Consider the following 16,391-nt stretch of genomic DNA (forward strand, 5'->3'; position numbering starts at 1 on the left):
ATTTTAAAAAATCAGAACAATGAACAAAGTAATGTTACTGGTGTGTACGGCATTTATGCTTGCCGTTGCACCGTCCGCTAAGGCACAGTTCGTAGTAACCGACCCTGCAAACCTTGCATCGGGTATTATCAACTCTGCAAATGAAATCATACAGACTTCCTCCACGGTTTCCAACGTGGTAAAAAATTTCAATGAGGTAAAGCGAGTTTACGAACAGGGCAAGGAATATTACGATAAACTGAAAGCCGTAAGCAACCTTGTGAAAGATGCCCGAAAGGTGCAACAGACGGTTTTGCTCGTGGGCGATGTGTCGGAAATGTACGTGCAGAATTTCGGCAAAATGATGAATGACCCGAACTTCTCGGCACAGGAACTGACGGCAATCTCAAACGGTTACTCAGCATTGCTCAACGAGAGTACGGAATTGCTCAAAGAATTGAAACAGATTGTTACCTCGACCTCGCTTTCCCTCAATGACAAGGAACGTATGGACATCATCGACAGGGTGTACAAAGAGGTCAAGGATTATCACAGCCTCGTCCGTTATTACACCAACAAGAATATCTCCGTAAGCATTTTGAGGGCTAAGAAACAGAACAACACTAAAAGGGTGCTTGAACTGTACGGAACTTCTGAACAAAAATACTGGTAAGCTATGGAATGGAACAATCTTCATGAACTCCTGCGCTCGCTGTATGATGAGATGCTCCCACTGTCTGCCGATATGGCGACAGTGGCTAAGGGCATCGCCGGATTGGGCGCACTGTTCTACGTAGCACTGAAAGTGTGGCAGGCTTTGAGCCGTGCCGAACCGATAGACGTGTTTCCGCTCCTGCGACCGTTCGCCATTGGTCTTTGCATTATGTTCTTCCCGACCATCGTATTGGGAACTATCAATGCGGTGCTAAGTCCGGTGGTAAAAGGCACAAATGCGATGCTCGAAAACCAAGTGCTTGACTTGAACAAGTTACAGGAACAAAAAGACCTGTTGGAAAGAGAGGCGATGCTCCGTAATCCCGAAACCGCTTACCTCGTAAGTGATGCCGAATTTGACAAGAAACTCGAAGAATTGGGATGGTCACCGTCAGATTTGGTCGCCATATCGGGTATGTACATGGAGCGTGGTATGTATGATTTAAAGAAAAGCATCCGTGACTGGTTTCGGGAACTACTGGAAGTCCTTTTCCAAGCCTCGGCACTGGTCATAGATACCATACGGACGTTCTTCCTTATCGTGCTGTCCATACTCGGGCCGATAGCCTTTGCGATTTCAGTGTGGGATGGTTTTCAGTCCACACTTACGCAATGGCTGACCCGATATATTAGCGTGTATCTATGGTTGCCCATTGCCGATATGTTCAGCTCCATGCTCGCCAAAATACAGACCCTCATCATCGAACGGGATATTGATATGCTTGCCGACCCGACCTATATCCCCGACACATCCAATACGGTGTACGTCATCTTCATGCTGATTGGCATCGTGGGGTACTTCACCGTGCCAACGGTGGCAGGTTGGGTTATCCAAGCCGGAGGCGCAGGAAACTTCATGCGCAACGTCAATCAGACAGCATCGAAAACAGGAAACATCGCCGGAGCTGGCACAGGTGCTGTGGCAGGCAATATCGGTGGCAGGTTAATGAACAAATAAAAATCAGAAAGCAATGGAATTTAAAACACTAAGAAACATAGAAAACAGCTTTAGGCAAATACGGCTGTATGCCATTGTATTTGCGGTACTCTGTATTGGTGTAGTAGGCTTTAGCGTATGGAAAGCCTATGAGTTTGCGGAAGCACAACGCCAAAAAATATATGTATTGGACAAAGGCAAATCCTTGATGTTGGCACTCTCGCAGGATGCAAGCATCAACAGACCTGTTGAGGCAAGGGAACACGTTAAACGTTTCCATGAACTGTTCTTTACGCTCGCACCGGATAAGAACGCTATCGAAAGCAACATGAAAAGGGCTTTTAATCTTGCCGACAAATCGGCATTTGATTATTACAAAGACCTTTCGGAAAAGGGCTATTACAACCGTATCATTTCGGGCAATGTGCAACAGCGCATCGAAGTGGACAGCGTGGTCTGCAACTTCGATACCTATCCCTATGCAGTAAGGACGTATGCCAAACAGTTTATCATCCGTCCAAGCAATGTGACCAGACGGAATTTGGTCACTTCGTGCCTATTGTTAAACTCGGTCAAGTCTGACAACAATCCGCAAGGTTTCAATATCGAAAAATTTGCCGTGTTGGAAAACAGGGATGTTGAAGTCATAGACCGCTAAAATCAAGATTATGGAAGCAATATCAGATTTGAACACATTTGCCAAAATCCTTACCGCCAAAGGATATGACGGCTATTTCCAAACGCAGGGGGCGTATGCCGGAAAATTGAAAGACAGCATCAGCGAATACCTCGCCGACTGCCCCAAAGTTATAGCTAAACAGGGCTTGTTGCTGACAGGCTACCTGCAATGGGCAGGCGATGACAAACCTCGTGTAGAATGCTGTATGTGGGTGAAATACCTAAACGGCAAATTCTTCCTCAATAAAATGGAGGTTACAAGAAAAGACCAGTTCGGGCAATTACTAAAACAAGAGAAACTAACCGACCTGTCCGTAGTGACCGTTCCCAAAGCAAAGGAGGCAATCGCAATGGTGAGCGATGCACCGGATCAAAAGGCGGTTCACAGGCAAAAGCGGTTAAGTTTCTAAAATAGATTAAGGCATGAAAAATCTAAGAACAGTAATCAGTAATTGGTTTGACAAGCTCGATGGACAGTGGCGAGCGATGCCTGCCCGAAAACAGCATCGCTATACGCTACTGCTCTTTGCAGGCTATGCACTGCTGTCCGTCATCGTACTGCTCGAAGTGTGCTACGATGTAGCGCATTCCGATAATACCATGACCATTGAGCATATCGAAAACCCCATTAGGCAAAACAATTCCTCGGTATCTCCGCAGGACAGTATGACAACAATCTTAAAAGATAAAAATCATGAAACCTGCATGAGTTGCCCTTGAAAAGGCATACGCTCAACTCATGCAAGCTTCATCACAATTAGAAAACAAATTATAGCGATGAAAAACAGTGAAAACAAAAGGGTAAGTTTTTTGGTCGAAGATGACGACCCGAAAAACGGAATGGATGCGACCCAAGACGGGGCGCAGAACAATGCCGACAAGCTGAAAAAGCCTATCATTTTTGCGCTTATGGGCGTGGTGTTCGTTGGCTGTATGTACCTAATTTTTAAACCATCGTCCAATTCGGATACCGCCCAGGAAATGGGATTGAACGATGCCGTACCGCAGGCAAGCGATGCAGGGCTTCAATCCGATAAGCAAAAGGCTTATGAACAGGAACTGCTCGAACAGAAAATGCAGGAAAAGCGCAATTCGCTCCTGTCACTATCCGACTATTGGAGCGAGGACAGTACCGCCGATCCGGAAGCGGAGCAACCGGATGAGGATTACGAAGACGGCTACGGTTACGGCGGTGGTACACGCAGGAACAGCAACCCTGCTCTGAACAGTTACCGCAATGCACAAAGTACGCTGACCTCGTTCTACGACAACAGCGATTACGAAACGCAGGAACTCCGCAAACAGATTGAGGAACTTAAAGAACAGTTGGCAGAAAAAGACGTACCGCCTGTAACGACCGTGGAAGACCAACTGGCTTTGATGGAAAAGTCATACGAAATGGCTTCCCGTTACCTGCCACAAACTCCTGCACAGCCGAACAGTACGGACACAATGGTTTCCGCAAAGAGTGCCTCACAAAAGGAGCATTTTGTGGCTTTCACCCCTGTAAGGAAAAAAACGGTTTCCGCATTGTACCGTGAACCGACCGACAGTGCTTTTTTGGCAAACTGGAACGAAACCCGAAACCGTGGATTTTATACGGCAGGTGTTTCGGAACAGGTCATACAGCCCAAAAACAGCATCAAGGCAGTGGTACAGGAAACACAGGTCGTGACGGGCGAAAGTGGTGTGCGTTTGCGCCTGTTGGAAACGGCACAAACGCCTGTCCGCTCCATTCCGGCAGGAACGGTACTAACGGCAAATGCCAAGTTTCAAGGTGGCAGATTGCAGTTAAAAGTAACGTCCATCGAATATGAGGGCAACATTATTCCGGTCGATATAACCGTGTACGATGTGGACGGACAGCAAGGGCTATATGTGCCATATTCTCCCGAAATGAATGCGCTTAGCGAAATAGCCTCCAACATGAGCCAAACCTCCGGCACGTCCATTATGATGACACGCTCGGCAGGTCAACAGATGGCAGGCGACCTTTCCCGTGGTGTGGTACAGGTTGTATCGGGTTACTTCTCCCAGAAAGTGAGAACACCCAAAGTAACCGTCAAAGCCGGTCATCAAATTTTCCTTGTTTCAAAAAACTAATGTTCAACTAAAATAAAGACGAAAATGAAATGTCCATGGTTCCAAAAAAATCAACACACATGGACATTCCATATCACCATTAAAAATAAAATTATAACGATATGAACGCAATATTTAAAAGCCTCTTGGCAATGGTCTGTTTGACCGTATTTATCATAGGCGCAAATGCACAGCAAGTTGCATCCAATACCACAAAATTGAGCATGGGTAAGGTAGAGCCTTACGAAATGCAGGTGACGTACAGCAAAACCTCGCATCTGATATTCCCGTCCGCTATCCGCTACGTGGATTTGGGCAGTGAATACCTTATCGCAGGCAAAGCCGAAGATGCGGAAAACGTCTTGCGCATTAAGGCAAGCGTAAGGGATTTTGACGAGGAAACCAATTTTTCCGTCATTACAGACGATGGTCGTTTCTACAATTTCAACGTCTTTTATAGTGCTTATCCCTCAACGCTGAATTATGATTTGCTGACGATGCAAAAGGCATCGGACAGGGAAAACGGCAACGATGTTCTGTTTGAGGAATTAGGGGGCAATTCTCCGTCACTGGCAGGCTTGCTCATGGAGACGATTTACAAGAAAAACAAACGGATTGTAAAGCATATCGGGTCGAAAAGCTACGGCATACAATTCCTGCTGAAAGGTATCTACGTGCATCATGGAAAATTCTATTTCCATACAGAACTACGCAACAAAAGCAATGTGCCGTTCAATATTGATTTTGTGAATTTCAAGGTAGTGGACAAGAAAGTCGCCAAGCGAACCGTGGTACAGGAAAAGGCAATGCAACCACTGCGGACGTACAAAACGCTCGGTGAAATCACGGGCAATACGACAGACCAAAACGTGTTCCTGCTCGACCAGTTTACCATCACGGATGACAAGGTACTCGTGATTGAAATTTTTGAAAAGAACGGTGGCAGACAACAGGTATTGCAAGTGGAAAATTCAGACCTCGTAAATGCTAAGTTGATAAACGATATGCACCTAAAGATAAATTAACCCAAAACGAACGAACAATGACACCTGCATGGGTTGCCTTAAAGTATTTTATATGAACCCATGCAAGCTTCATCACCATTAAAAAGAAAATTATAAAGATGAAAACATACATTTTTGCCATGGTGCTTGCCATGTGGAGCATCACGGCGGTACAGGCACAGCGAATGCTCCCCAAACAAAAGGGATTGGAAGTAAACGCAGGTATGCTGTCCAAAGAAGTAAGCGACAATTACTATCTGAATTTGACCCTTACCGTGAACGGAAAGAACGGCAATTACTGGATATGGGGTGCGGAGTACACCCATCAGCTCTCGGATTACAGGGATGTACAGATACCGCTCGAAACCTATACGGGCGAGGTGGGTTACAGTCTTCAGCTATTGGGCGATGCACGGAAGACCATCACACTGAATGCAGGGCTTACAGCCGTGGGAGGCTATGAAACCATCAACCGAAGCGAGGCAATGCTACCGGACGGCTCGACCATCCTTTACAAAGACAATTTTGTCTATGGTACGGGTGGACGGCTCACACTTGAAACGTACCTGTCCGACCGTTTTGTCCTGCTCCTGCAAGGGCGGACAAAAGTGCTTTGGGGTACGGATTTGAAACAGTTTCGTCCATCGGCAGGGATTGGACTAAGGTTTAACTTTTAAAATGATTTGCAATGAAAACATTAATCAGAAAATACAGGCTTCATTTACAGGCATCGTTCATGCTCTTGGCGATGTTGGTCTGCTCCGTGGTGCTGACCTCGTGCGAAAAAGACGAACTCGACATCAGGCAGAATTACCCTTTTGAGGTACAGGTGATGCCTGTACCCAAAGAGGTGACAAACGGGCAGATCGTTGAAATACGGATTACCGTTCAACGGTCGGGCAATTTCAGCGATGCGAAATACTTTATCCGCTATTTCCAGTTTGACGGGCAGGGAGCATTGCGGTATTACAGCGAACCGCCGTATATGCCCAATGACCTGTACGTGTTGTCACAGACACAGTTTAGGTTGTATTACACTTCCCAATCGACCGTATCACAGTCGTTTGATGTTTGGATTTCGGACAACTTCGGGAACGAAAAACAGATAAGTTTCCAGTTTAACAGCCGTGATTAAAGACAGAAAAATCCTACCCAATGTGGTGGGATTTTTTGATTTTTCAATACTATATTTCGTGGTAAAACAAAATAAATGGATTTCGTAACTTTAAAGATTGAAATATAGGCGTTTATCATCATGGGAGCATCATTGGTTATCGGCATCATCTTTTTGGTCGCAGGGTTAGGCTTGCGCTACTAGATTAACCGGAGGAAGTTTTACAGGCGTAGCCCAACCGGAGCGGAGGGCTTTTCATCTTATGAGAAATCGGTTATTATAAAAACTTCTGAACGTTTGGGCAAATGGATAGCTTATGCTTTGATTATATTCGGAGTGCTTTTTTTGTGGAGTTATTCAAGACAGAAAAAGGCAAAAGAAAAAGCATCCCATAATATGGAAATACAGAACCCACGATAAGCAAGATTATCGAATTACAGAACCTGCAACTATACATGAAATGATGGACGATATAGTAGAAGCAATAACAAAAACTATAAAACCAATTAAGGATTTTGAAAATCTGCCAAATGAAATGGGGATTTATGCTTTTTACGTTGATGAAACGACTGATTTGGGGATTTTTGGAAGAAAAGGACAGTTAATATATGTTGGTATAGCTAAGAAAAGTTTAAGAAGCCGAGATATTGAAACTCATTTTAAAAATGGACAAACAGGGTTTTCATCATTAAGGCGTTCTTTAGGGGCTATTTTGAAAACGAAATTAGAGTTGTCAGCACAAAAAAGAGACCTAAATCCTAAAAAACTTCGTGCCGACAAATACAAATTTGATAAAAAAGGCGAAGCAAAACTAACCGCTTGGATGTTTGAAAACTTGAAAATGGGGTACTGGTCATCTCCAAATCTGCTAACCAATACAAGATTAAGAGAGGAAGAAGAAAAAGTAACTATCAGACTTAAACCTACCTTAGACCTCGATAAGAGGACAAAACATTTAAACCCCTTAGCAATACAACTTAATAGCCTTAGAAAAATTTGCAGGCAAGAGGTGAAAAAGAATAATCAGATATGATTACTAAAAAATCAGACTGGCGAACATTTTATAGTCTGTACGGATTTTTAGTTTATAAACTCCCAAAATCAAAGGTCTGATATTGTGTAGCACAATTTACATTGTTATCTTTGCTTTTAGAAAATATTAAAATACTTAAAGTGTTTTTGCTTTAAGTCTTGGTACTGAAAACTGGTAATTTTTATATCTCCGAGACAATAAGTAAGAACGCTCACGCTATAGGCGTGGGCGCTCGCTTGTTTGGAGATAAGGTATACCAGTGCCACAGTATCGAGTAAGTGTAGTTGCCTGCGCTTTTTTATTGCAGGAACTCCATAAAAATAGTAAAACTACGTCAATATGGAGACTAAGAACATAAACCCAATTACCACTGCATTTATCAATGATAAAAGTCCAGTGATGGATTTAATGAATGATGACCTCGTTTCTTCGGGGATATACGTTATCTTTCGTTCCGATAGCGTGATGGATGGGAACAATCAACTATCAGCATTAAAATCGCCTCCCAATATCTGCATCATCGACCTCGATTTTTCGGATAAAGGCATAATGAAGCAATTACGGGAATTAAGAAGTCAATACCCTACGTTGAAGCTAATTGCCCATAGTGATATGGATGATGAAAAAATTATCAGAGAACTTGCAGAGCTTGGCTTTTCAAAATATGTGCTGATTGGCAATGATATGAAAAAAGCCATTGACGGGGTGATCAATGACTCCTTACAATCCTGATTCTAAAGATTTACACGATTAAATTATGAATACCTATAACTAAAGGGATTAATGCTATTAAACCATATAAGGGAAATAATGTATTAGAAAACATTATTTTAAAAATAGATTTTTCATCATTTTCAAATCTTTTATAATTTAAATCGTATAAAAAATCATTTGAAATCATCCTATTCGTGATTGTCCAATCGTAAAGTTTACGGTAACACCGCTCTTTATGTAAAAAGAACGCATCTAAATACCAAAATACAACAACAGGTAGAATTAGAATAAAATTAAAATAATCCAACTCTGTAGCAACAATTGTGTCTTTAGTAAGAGCCAATAAAACTGCGACTAAAGAGATACACCATCCCTTTAAAAGAAAAGAATTATTAGCCATTCTTGAGATTACTCCTTGTATTAAGTCAATCTCTTTATTAAGTATATTTTGCCTATCCATACGTTATAATTTTAACCTAAGATAAGATTTCTATCATTATCTTGGGTCAGTTCATATAGTTTATCTAAAGCATTTGGTGATGAAGATTTAGTGAAATCTTTTTTCCAATCAATGAGTGTATTAATATCAATTTCCACAAGGTGAGATAGATCAATATTATATTGAATTCTTAATTCAGACTCATTTAATTTTCCACCTTTCTCTAATTTTTCGATACCACTAATGTGTCTCCTTGGTTTTTTCTTCCTAATCATTTGTGTCATTGCAATCTCTGAATAAATCCAAGGCGATTCAGTTTTGTCAATTATAGATGAAGCAGAAATAGAGTTTGGAGTATTAAGAAAGAAAATACATTCAGTTTGGTCAATCATCATCGTTAAAGCTACAGAAAGCATCATGTGAACATGACTTGTTGAGTAATTTCTTGAATTATAATTATATGTCCTGCTACTTTCTTGAAAGCAATATTTATTATCAATTAATCTCAATAATTCGTTTGAATACCCCCAAATGCAAGAATCAATAAACGATTTTATTCCAAAGACCTTGTAAAGCCAACCAGCTAAAGCTATTGCTCTTTTTTCGTCTCGGTGAGAATGAGATATAAAAATATCTGCCTTGACTTGTGGAAACCAATTTGATTGCATCTTAGAACCATCAAGAGTACCCTCTTTCAAAGCATAGCTTTTAAGCGTTTTTTTTACCGTTTCTTCATACTGCAAAAAGAGTTCTTGTCCTGCCTCAAAAAAATCATCATCGCATTTGGGGTTCCAATTAAGGTTTAAGTTATATCCTCTATACATATATCCTCGTTTATTGTGGTTTAAATTTTAAACATGGTTTCATTTTTACCATCATAGACAAAAATAGTAGAATTTCTTATATGTATTGCAGGATAAATCTGGAGAAATGTTGGCAATTCTAAGTTTTTGGGATTATAAACAAAAACTTGTTTCCCAATACCTTGAAAATAGCCAACCTCCCACGGTGTCCATTGTGATTTTAGGCTTTCTTCGGAGTGGAAGTAGATTAGAACCTTTGATTTATTCAATCGTTGGACTACAACATTAGCGGTGTTTTTATTCAAAAGATTTCGCTTTAGGGCGTATTTGTCATTTACCCAATCGATGTAAACGTGAAAATGGTTCTTATTAAGAAGTTTATATAACAAAACAACATTTTTTCTATCATTTGAGCTGTGGGATAGAAATACATCAAAGTCCTTAATTTGTTCAAGGTTATCTTCGTAGATTTTTTCAATTAGATAATCGGGGGTTTCTTCAATCAGGTATTTCATTGTCTGGGATTCTTTCTTTTTACCTTTAGGGTTTCTTCGTAGGATGACTTTTTCATTTAGTTGCTGTAAGACGGTGAACGCTTCTCTTCTCAAACTTATGTTTCTTTCTCCTGCATTTATTTTTTGAAAAAAATCAATTGTTTTGTCAGATTTATACTTTGAGACCTCTCGTATTATTTCAATTTTTCTGTCAATAGAGTTCTGTCCAGTGTGTCGGATTTTAAAATAACTATTTATATATTCTTGAATATATTTTGGTTCTATCTCTTGTACTAATTCTAATTTTTCAAACAGCTTTTTCCTTTTGGCTTCTAACTTAATCTTGTTTTCGTCTAATAGTTGGTCATATAAGGTAATTTGTTCTGCATTAGAAAGAATAACGCCATTGCTATGATTGAAACGATATTTTGCTCGAACATGGACTGATTTTAAAAGGATAAACTTTTCGGGTTTAGGGAAATTATATCTACTTTTTTTGCCGACTATAATTAACTTTTCGTTTTTCTTTTTCCAAAAAGCATATTCTGATTCAATTTCAATCCATAGATACTCATAAAGTTCTTTAAAACATTTTAGAAATGTATCATCGTTGAAGCCCATAGGCATTAGTTTGCCCACTAAATCAAAAGGCTTTTTGAATTTCTTGGAAAAATTGGTAAATAGGCTATTGAATTGTCTTTTAGTACTATGATACTCCCTATTTGCTGGACAACTTTTTACTAAACTAAGATATAATTACGATACATTTTTAATTTCCTGATAGAATTTTTCATCGGGTGTTATTCGTCCTAAGGACTTATGCCTTCTTTCGGAGTTGTAAAATGATACATATTCCTTAATCTGCCTGTACAGATCCACACCTCCATTGGGTGGATTGAGGTATATCTTCTCCCTTTTGAGCGATCCCCAGAACCTTTCGATGTAGATATTGTCCAACGCCCTACCTTTGCCATCCATTGATATTTTCACCTCATTTTCTTGAAGTACCCTCACAAAAATTTCAGATGTAAACTGAGAGCCCTGATCGGTATTGAATATCTCGGGCTTACCATGCCTTTGGATCGTATCTACCAGTACATCCCTGCACCATTCAGCATTCATTGTATTGGATACGTCCCAGCCCATTATCTTTCGGCTGTATACATCGATGATAGCAAACATATACATGAAGCCTTTGAACATGGGGATGTAAGTGATATCCGCCTGCCATACCTGAGCAGGCCTTTCGATCTTAAGGTTCCTGAGCAGGTAAGGGAATTTATAGTCTGCCTTATTTGCTTTGCTCAGGTTCTTTTTAGGGTGTATGGTTTTCAGGTTCATGAGCTTATATAGCCTCCGGACACGCTTCTGCCCAACGAAATAGCCCAGATCCTGCCTCAGATAGTCCGTCATGCGCTCTACCCCGTAGAAGGGACAGTCCAGAAACTTACGGTCTATAGCATTCATAACCTGCAGATTGAACAGCGATTCTCCCTTGGGCTTAAAATAATAACTGCTTCGCGGTAACTCAATAACTTTACACTGCCTATATACGCTCATTTTCTTATAGGAAGGGCAAACAAGCCCGCGTTTCTCTTCCAAGCTCATTTGCCCAATACTTTTTTTAAGAAATCCACCTGTATCTGTAGCTCCCCGATCTTGGAGTAAAGTTCCTTCTCCTTGGAATCATCATTCACAGGAGATTTATCTGTGGTAAAAACAGATTCCGCATTATCCAGAAACTCCCGCTTCCAGGTATTAATCTGTGTGGGGTGTAACTCGTATTTAACGGCAAGCTCTTGGATGGTCTGCTGTTCTTTAATGGCTTCTATGGCGACTTTCGCCTTAAAGCTGGCACTGAATTTCCTGCGTTCTTTTCTCATTTTCAACTGCTAATTTAAACATTTATACAGTTGTCCAATATTTGGGTAGTATGATATACCTCCCATCAATTTTAATACTCTATGCTTTTTATAACCAGTAAATAGAATTATTGCGTTGTGTGTCTAACTGCTATTATTCTACAACAAATTTAATAAATAAAACGCCTCTAATGGCTTCAACTCTATTGATTTTGGTTAATTTATGGTTTCTTTGCTACTTTCTTTTTCGCATTAGCTCATGAAAGAAAGTAGAATAATAGTCCACAACTTGTTTGGGAAATGCGAGTGTTGGGGATTACAGAGAGGAAGCATTTTACAAAGGAGTTGTTCCGCTGTTCGCAAAAAGGCTGTTCCGACCTGGGGAGGATCTGCCTTTTTGCCTCGATTTTTTAGTAAGAGCATTTAACCGAATCATGTTTTTATAGGCAACCACTTGTAAAGCGGTCGCCTATGGTTAAATCTTATCAGGTATTGTAAAACACATGACCGCCATCACTCCAATAATCACCGCAAAATAAGTCATGCGCATACGCTTTATAGTCGAAGTATGTTTTTGCAAATTCGGGTAAATCCATTTCCGCCACCAGTTCAAAAGCAAAATCTTCTTCGTCCTCATACTCGCCTAAATAGTCATCTTCAAAATTGCTGATTAGGTCGTCAATATTGCCCTCAGATAATTTACGATGCCCGTTGTTGCACCAGATTAAAAATGCCTCTTGTCGGCTCTCGTCCATATCTTCCAAAGCCTCCAAAACCTCAAATATATTATTGCTTATCCAACTTTCGTCAATTAGTCCTTTCGGGATGTTTTCAAAGTTTTGAAACATAAATTCGGGGTCTGTCTCGTCTCTGTGTAGCTCCTTGCAAGCTGTGTAAAACTCCTTTTTATCGGCATAGTCGGAAAGCTTTAGCCATTCCCCGAAGATTGAACCATTATTATATTTTGCATATGTGCCAACATATATGCTTGCTTCCGATGTGTTGATTTGCTGTATCATTTCTTTACTTTTTAAATTGATTTATTTGGCAATGAGAGGAGGTTCTGTTGTTTTGTTTCAATACTATTTCCAATGCTTTGATCCTCATGCCTGACATTTTTTTATTCGTGTAAAGAGCCAGAGTATGCTATGTTTCGTTTCGGGAGCATAAAAGGTAAGTGTTTAGCAGGCACAAGGTTTTGGAGAAAAATACGACCCAAAGGGTGGAGATTTTTGTACAAACATGTTTTGACCTTTTGCCTGCGTTAAGAACATGGACATACCTTTGCTCCATGAAACGGGAACAACAGGCAATACTCGCTTTTTAAATAAAATTAACCGTGGAAGTTATGAGGAAAGCCATTTTAAAATAGTTTAAAAACTCCATTCTTGTCGGTAGCTCAACAGGGGATAGAAATAAGGAGTGTAACAGCCTAAGCAGTGGAATGACATTTTCTATCTCCTGTTCCAAATCATAGCCCTAAGCTCTTTTACGGTAGATCACCGCGTGGCACCGTAAATGTGCTTAGGGCTATTCTAAAGTTCGTAGCCAATCTAAGCCAAGTAATTCAGCCCAAAGACATAACCCAACATTCACTTCATCAATGGATAAGTTTGCTTGTATAGGCTAAAATGACACTGTTAACAAGCTAAAATGAGCAGAGGATGGACAAGGAAAAAACAAACGATTTGACTCCCGAAAGAGTTATCCAAATCTTGAAAAAGAAAGGAACGGAGGTCGATTTAGAAGAAGCACAGGCTATTTTGGAGTTTGTTAAGAAGATAGCTCACATTGCAGTTAACCAGTATCTAAGAGGGAAGCTTTAACCCAATGAAAACGGAAAACTGTTGTGATGAGAAAGGCAGATTTATACATACGTGTATCGACAGACGAGCAAGCGGATAAAGGGTATTCGCAACGTGACCAAGAAGATCGTTTAAGAAAATATTGTGAAATAAAAGGCATTCCGATAAGGGATGTGTACATAGAAGACCACTCGGCAAAATCTTTTAAACGTCCAGAATGGCAGGCATATCTATCCAACTTACGGAAAACAAAGACCAATAAATCAGGATCAATAATACTGTTTACCAAATGGGATAGGTTCAGTAGAAATGCTGGAGATGCCTATCAGATGATTAACCAGTTGCGGAAACATGGTGTTGAGCCAATGGCAATAGAACAGCCTTTAGACCTTACCATTCCCGAAAACAAAATCATGCTTGCGTTTTATCTTGCTTCACCAGAGGTGGAAAATGATAGACGTGCCCTGAATGTTTTCCATGGGATGCGTAGGGCTAAGAAAGAGGGGCGTTATATGGGTACTGCGCCATTGGGCTATGTCAACAGAATGACAGAGGATAAAAAGAAATATATTGCTCAACATGATGTAGAAGCACCTCTTTTGAAATGGGCGTTTGAACAAATCATTGCCAATAATTTCAATACCGAACAGATTTGGAAGATGCTTCGGGAAAAAGCCGATGGCAAAGGTCGGTTCAGTAAGAATAATTTTTGGGTAGCTGTCCGAAATCCATTGTACTGTGGCAAAATATTCATTCCTCCCTACAAAGAGGAAAAGGGATATTTTGTCAAAGGACAACATGAGCCATTAATCAGCGAAAAGACGTTTGCGGACGTACAGGATATTCTCGATGGGAGAAAAAGGGAGGTTAAGCCTAAAATAGTGGCTATGGACAATCTACCGCTTAGGGGGTTTATTAAATGTCCTAACCCTAATTGTAATAGGATGCTCACAGGGAGTGCCTCAAAAGGCAAGATGGGGGTTTACTACAATTACTATCATTGCACTTCCGCCTGCGGAGTACGGTTCAAAGCCGAAACCGCCAATGAGGCTTTCTTAAAACAATTACGGTATATGTCGCCAAAAGAGGGTATGGTCGATGTTTTTATCGAAGCCTTTATTAAAGATTTCAACAACAAAACCAAAGCCCAAAATACCGAACGGGCAAATATCATTGGTGAGATTGATGCGTTGAACAAACGCTATCAAAATGCACTTTTAAAGAATGCGGATGGAGAAATGGCAGACGATGATTTCCAAGAAGTAAAGAAATTGACTAAAGGAAAGATTGACGTTTTGGAGAGAAGATTAAACGACTTGGCAATAGTAGGTACGGAGATTAAAGACTTAGTAGCTTCCACCTTAAAAAAGGTCGCAAACATTGATAGACGCTATGAAAACGGCGATATTGAGGAAAAAAGGCTTATAGTGAGTTCGATGTTCCCCGATTTTTTGGAATTTGACGGAACACAACATCGAACTCCGAGACTAAATTCTGCGATTGCTCTTATCTATCAGAATAACAGTAAGTTAAAAGGCAAAAAAAATGGGACAAGTCTTTCTTTTTTAGACTTGTCCCAAGAGGTGATCCCGCTGGGATTCGAACCCAGGACCACTACATTAAAAGTGTAATGCTCTACCAGCTGAGCTACGGAATCTTACTTTATAAAAACGTTAACCGTTTCGTTTAAAGTGATGCAAAAGTAGGGGATAGAATCGCTTTTTCCAAATAAATTGGGGTTAAAAATGAATAATAGTATTTAACTGTTTATATATCAGATTAAAAAAATGAAAATTTAGTAGCAATAATATCCTTAATAAGGATTGTATGCTATTATTTAGCATTAGATAAAACCATTATTACGGGGTTGAGGGAAATTATTGTAAAAACATGAAGATTAGCTACACATATTCCTGATATTATATATAAATCAGGGGAGGGTCAGGAATATTGGAATTAATCTGTTCATTGGCTTTTGTTCTATTGAACATTCTGAAATAAGTTAGAGGTAAGTTGTTTTAGTATATTATATAATAGGGAATACATGATGTCAGATTAGAAAGATAGATAATATATCAACTAATAAAAACAGTTGCCGTGGAATAAAGGAAGATCATAGGTACAGTTCTAAAATAAAATTGTATTATTTAGTATATATACTATTGGATTTATTTTAAGAATGAAAATTTACTCATTTTAAATGAACATACGGTTTTGATTTTGGACTGATGATTTATTCAGAGGGCAAATTTTGATAAGTGATTAGGCTAAATCAGTATCTATTTATCAGTTTCTGTTATTCTTGTATATATATTAAGAGCGTTTATTAGTTATATATTGTATATGGTAGGGTAACTAGAGAGCTCGAGAGGTATTAACCGAAAAAATAACACATTCTTAGTCAATGAGTTGGTGAATAGTTATAAAAAAAGGCAATAAAAAGTTTGCTGGTATAGAATAAATATCTACTTTTGCACTCCCAATCGCAAGGAAAAGGGTTTTAAAGAGGGGAAGGGCAGGAGAGGAAGGTTGACATGAAGCAAAGAGGAAGAAGGGTGAAGCTCGGTGCCTGGAGTTACCTTTAAGGAGCCATTTAAACAGGTTTTGGTAGCTTAGAAAAAAAAAGTTAAAAAAACTTGCACCGAACAAAAAAGTTCTTACCTTTGCACTCCCGATCGCAAGGACGGGAATCCGGAGCGATCCGGTACTGAAAAACGAGGTTCAGGGAGTGAG

The 16,391-nt window shown here is 40.0% G+C and carries 19 protein-coding genes and 1 tRNA gene; 13 read left to right on the top strand and 7 right to left on the bottom strand.

The features are described from left to right. Nucleotides 1-19: 19 nt before the first annotated feature. From ACFSAH_RS14545 to ACFSAH_RS14600, 11 genes are all read left to right on the top strand, one after another. On the top strand, nucleotides 20-652 hold the full coding sequence (locus tag ACFSAH_RS14545; RefSeq protein WP_379663463.1) for a DUF4141 domain-containing protein: 633 nt from the start codon (nucleotides 20-22) through the stop codon (nucleotides 650-652). A 3-nt stretch (nucleotides 653-655) separates the two neighbouring features. After that, a complete protein-coding gene (traJ, locus tag ACFSAH_RS14550) occupies nucleotides 656-1,651 on the top strand; it encodes a conjugative transposon protein TraJ (protein WP_286441570.1) in 996 nt (331 codons plus the stop codon). A 13-nt stretch (nucleotides 1,652-1,664) separates the two neighbouring features. After that, complete coding sequence (gene traK / locus ACFSAH_RS14555; protein ID WP_379663464.1) at nucleotides 1,665-2,288, top strand: conjugative transposon protein TraK; 624 nt, start codon at nucleotides 1,665-1,667, stop codon at nucleotides 2,286-2,288. 10 nt (nucleotides 2,289-2,298) lie between these two features. Continuing rightward, nucleotides 2,299-2,718, top strand: coding sequence for a hypothetical protein (locus ACFSAH_RS14560; RefSeq protein ID WP_379663465.1), 420 nt, complete (start codon nucleotides 2,299-2,301; stop codon nucleotides 2,716-2,718). Between the two features lie 13 nt (nucleotides 2,719-2,731). Further along, nucleotides 2,732-3,028 carry a nitrogen regulatory IIA protein gene (locus ACFSAH_RS14565; protein WP_379663466.1) on the top strand — a complete coding sequence of 99 codons (297 nt, stop codon included), beginning with the start codon at nucleotides 2,732-2,734 and terminating at the stop codon, nucleotides 3,026-3,028. A gap of 57 nt (nucleotides 3,029-3,085) precedes the next feature. Continuing rightward, nucleotides 3,086-4,411: a conjugative transposon protein TraM gene (gene traM / locus ACFSAH_RS14570; RefSeq protein WP_379663467.1), complete on the top strand. Its 1,326-nt coding sequence runs from the start codon at nucleotides 3,086-3,088 to the stop codon at nucleotides 4,409-4,411. A gap of 101 nt (nucleotides 4,412-4,512) precedes the next feature. After that, a complete protein-coding gene (traN, locus tag ACFSAH_RS14575; RefSeq protein WP_379663468.1) occupies nucleotides 4,513-5,415 on the top strand; it encodes a conjugative transposon protein TraN in 903 nt (300 codons plus the stop codon). A 98-nt stretch (nucleotides 5,416-5,513) separates the two neighbouring features. Continuing rightward, nucleotides 5,514-6,071: a conjugal transfer protein TraO gene (locus tag ACFSAH_RS14580; RefSeq protein ID WP_379663469.1), complete on the top strand. Its 558-nt coding sequence runs from the start codon at nucleotides 5,514-5,516 to the stop codon at nucleotides 6,069-6,071. 59 nt (nucleotides 6,072-6,130) lie between these two features. After that, entirely contained in the window at nucleotides 6,131-6,529 is a 399-nt protein-coding gene (locus tag ACFSAH_RS14585; RefSeq protein ID WP_379663479.1) for a DUF3872 domain-containing protein, read from the top strand. Between the two features lie 439 nt (nucleotides 6,530-6,968). Then, a complete protein-coding gene (locus ACFSAH_RS14595) occupies nucleotides 6,969-7,541 on the top strand; it encodes a GIY-YIG nuclease family protein (RefSeq protein WP_379663470.1) in 573 nt (190 codons plus the stop codon). A gap of 339 nt (nucleotides 7,542-7,880) precedes the next feature. Further along, the gene (locus tag ACFSAH_RS14600) at nucleotides 7,881-8,273 is read left to right on the top strand and encodes a DNA-binding response regulator (RefSeq protein WP_379663471.1); all 393 of its coding nucleotides are present in this window, start codon (nucleotides 7,881-7,883) and stop codon (nucleotides 8,271-8,273) included. A gap of 10 nt (nucleotides 8,274-8,283) precedes the next feature. Here the strand turns inward: ACFSAH_RS14600 and ACFSAH_RS14605 are convergent, their stop codons facing one another. The 6 genes from ACFSAH_RS14605 to ACFSAH_RS14630 all read right to left on the bottom strand — a co-directional run bounded on the left by ACFSAH_RS14605 (nucleotide 8,284) and on the right by ACFSAH_RS14630 (nucleotide 12,872). Beyond that, complete coding sequence (locus ACFSAH_RS14605) at nucleotides 8,284-8,715, bottom strand: hypothetical protein (protein WP_379663472.1); 432 nt, start codon at nucleotides 8,713-8,715, stop codon at nucleotides 8,284-8,286. Between the two features lie 11 nt (nucleotides 8,716-8,726). Next, complete coding sequence (locus ACFSAH_RS14610) at nucleotides 8,727-9,518, bottom strand: hypothetical protein (RefSeq protein ID WP_379663473.1); 792 nt, start codon at nucleotides 9,516-9,518, stop codon at nucleotides 8,727-8,729. Nucleotides 9,519-9,538: 20 nt separating this feature from the next. Further along, a complete protein-coding gene (locus ACFSAH_RS14615; RefSeq protein ID WP_379663474.1) occupies nucleotides 9,539-10,630 on the bottom strand; it encodes a TIR domain-containing protein in 1,092 nt (363 codons plus the stop codon). Between the two features lie 117 nt (nucleotides 10,631-10,747). Further along, entirely contained in the window at nucleotides 10,748-11,599 is an 852-nt protein-coding gene (locus ACFSAH_RS14620) for an IS3 family transposase (RefSeq protein ID WP_379663475.1), read from the bottom strand. Next, nucleotides 11,596-11,874, bottom strand: coding sequence for a transposase (locus tag ACFSAH_RS14625; protein ID WP_379663476.1), 279 nt, complete (start codon nucleotides 11,872-11,874; stop codon nucleotides 11,596-11,598). Before ACFSAH_RS14625 ends, ACFSAH_RS14620 begins: the two co-directional genes overlap by 4 nt. A gap of 464 nt (nucleotides 11,875-12,338) precedes the next feature. Next, nucleotides 12,339-12,872, bottom strand: a complete 534-nt coding sequence (locus ACFSAH_RS14630; protein ID WP_379663477.1) for an antirestriction protein ArdA — start codon at nucleotides 12,870-12,872, stop codon at nucleotides 12,339-12,341. 645 nt (nucleotides 12,873-13,517) lie between these two features. Between ACFSAH_RS14630 and ACFSAH_RS14635 the strand changes: the two genes are divergently transcribed. Both ACFSAH_RS14635 and ACFSAH_RS14640 read left to right on the top strand, forming a co-directional pair. Further along, nucleotides 13,518-13,679: a hypothetical protein gene (locus ACFSAH_RS14635; RefSeq protein ID WP_379663478.1), complete on the top strand. Its 162-nt coding sequence runs from the start codon at nucleotides 13,518-13,520 to the stop codon at nucleotides 13,677-13,679. Nucleotides 13,680-13,705: 26 nt separating this feature from the next. Continuing rightward, nucleotides 13,706-15,289: a recombinase family protein gene (locus tag ACFSAH_RS14640; RefSeq protein ID WP_379663480.1), complete on the top strand. Its 1,584-nt coding sequence runs from the start codon at nucleotides 13,706-13,708 to the stop codon at nucleotides 15,287-15,289. Here ACFSAH_RS14640 and ACFSAH_RS14645 read toward each other — a convergent pair. Next, nucleotides 15,243-15,315 (bottom strand) — tRNA-Lys (locus tag ACFSAH_RS14645). The genes ACFSAH_RS14640 and ACFSAH_RS14645 overlap by 47 nt on opposite strands. Nucleotides 15,316-16,391 lie beyond the last annotated feature (1,076 nt).

Origin of the sequence: Pseudopedobacter beijingensis (assembly GCF_042678145.1) — a bacterium.
GTDB lineage: Bacteria > Bacteroidota > Bacteroidia > Sphingobacteriales > Sphingobacteriaceae > Pseudopedobacter > Pseudopedobacter beijingensis.

What these genes read in the sequence shown, in the direction of transcription:
- ACFSAH_RS14545 (WP_379663463.1), top strand. Translation starts at nt 20, where the DNA reads ATGAACAAAGTAATGTTACTGGTGTGTACGGCATTTATGCTTGCCGTT.
- traJ (WP_286441570.1), top strand. Translation starts at nt 656, where the DNA reads ATGGAATGGAACAATCTTCATGAACTCCTGCGCTCGCTGTATGATGAG.
- traK (WP_379663464.1), top strand. Translation starts at nt 1,665, where the DNA reads ATGGAATTTAAAACACTAAGAAACATAGAAAACAGCTTTAGGCAAATA.
- ACFSAH_RS14560 (WP_379663465.1), top strand. Translation starts at nt 2,299, where the DNA reads ATGGAAGCAATATCAGATTTGAACACATTTGCCAAAATCCTTACCGCC.
- ACFSAH_RS14565 (WP_379663466.1), top strand. Translation starts at nt 2,732, where the DNA reads ATGAAAAATCTAAGAACAGTAATCAGTAATTGGTTTGACAAGCTCGAT.
- traM (WP_379663467.1), top strand. Translation starts at nt 3,086, where the DNA reads ATGAAAAACAGTGAAAACAAAAGGGTAAGTTTTTTGGTCGAAGATGAC.
- traN (WP_379663468.1), top strand. Translation starts at nt 4,513, where the DNA reads ATGAACGCAATATTTAAAAGCCTCTTGGCAATGGTCTGTTTGACCGTA.
- ACFSAH_RS14580 (WP_379663469.1), top strand. Translation starts at nt 5,514, where the DNA reads ATGAAAACATACATTTTTGCCATGGTGCTTGCCATGTGGAGCATCACG.
- ACFSAH_RS14585 (WP_379663479.1), top strand. Translation starts at nt 6,131, where the DNA reads ATGCTCTTGGCGATGTTGGTCTGCTCCGTGGTGCTGACCTCGTGCGAA.
- ACFSAH_RS14595 (WP_379663470.1), top strand. Translation starts at nt 6,969, where the DNA reads ATGATGGACGATATAGTAGAAGCAATAACAAAAACTATAAAACCAATT.
- ACFSAH_RS14600 (WP_379663471.1), top strand. Translation starts at nt 7,881, where the DNA reads ATGGAGACTAAGAACATAAACCCAATTACCACTGCATTTATCAATGAT.
- ACFSAH_RS14605 (WP_379663472.1), bottom strand. Translation starts at nt 8,715, where the DNA reads ATGGATAGGCAAAATATACTTAATAAAGAGATTGACTTAATACAAGGA.
- ACFSAH_RS14610 (WP_379663473.1), bottom strand. Translation starts at nt 9,518, where the DNA reads ATGTATAGAGGATATAACTTAAACCTTAATTGGAACCCCAAATGCGAT.
- ACFSAH_RS14620 (WP_379663475.1), bottom strand. Translation starts at nt 11,599, where the DNA reads ATGAGCTTGGAAGAGAAACGCGGGCTTGTTTGCCCTTCCTATAAGAAA.
- ACFSAH_RS14625 (WP_379663476.1), bottom strand. Translation starts at nt 11,874, where the DNA reads ATGAGAAAAGAACGCAGGAAATTCAGTGCCAGCTTTAAGGCGAAAGTC.
- ACFSAH_RS14630 (WP_379663477.1), bottom strand. Translation starts at nt 12,872, where the DNA reads ATGATACAGCAAATCAACACATCGGAAGCAAGCATATATGTTGGCACA.
- ACFSAH_RS14635 (WP_379663478.1), top strand. Translation starts at nt 13,518, where the DNA reads ATGGACAAGGAAAAAACAAACGATTTGACTCCCGAAAGAGTTATCCAA.
- ACFSAH_RS14640 (WP_379663480.1), top strand. Translation starts at nt 13,706, where the DNA reads ATGAGAAAGGCAGATTTATACATACGTGTATCGACAGACGAGCAAGCG.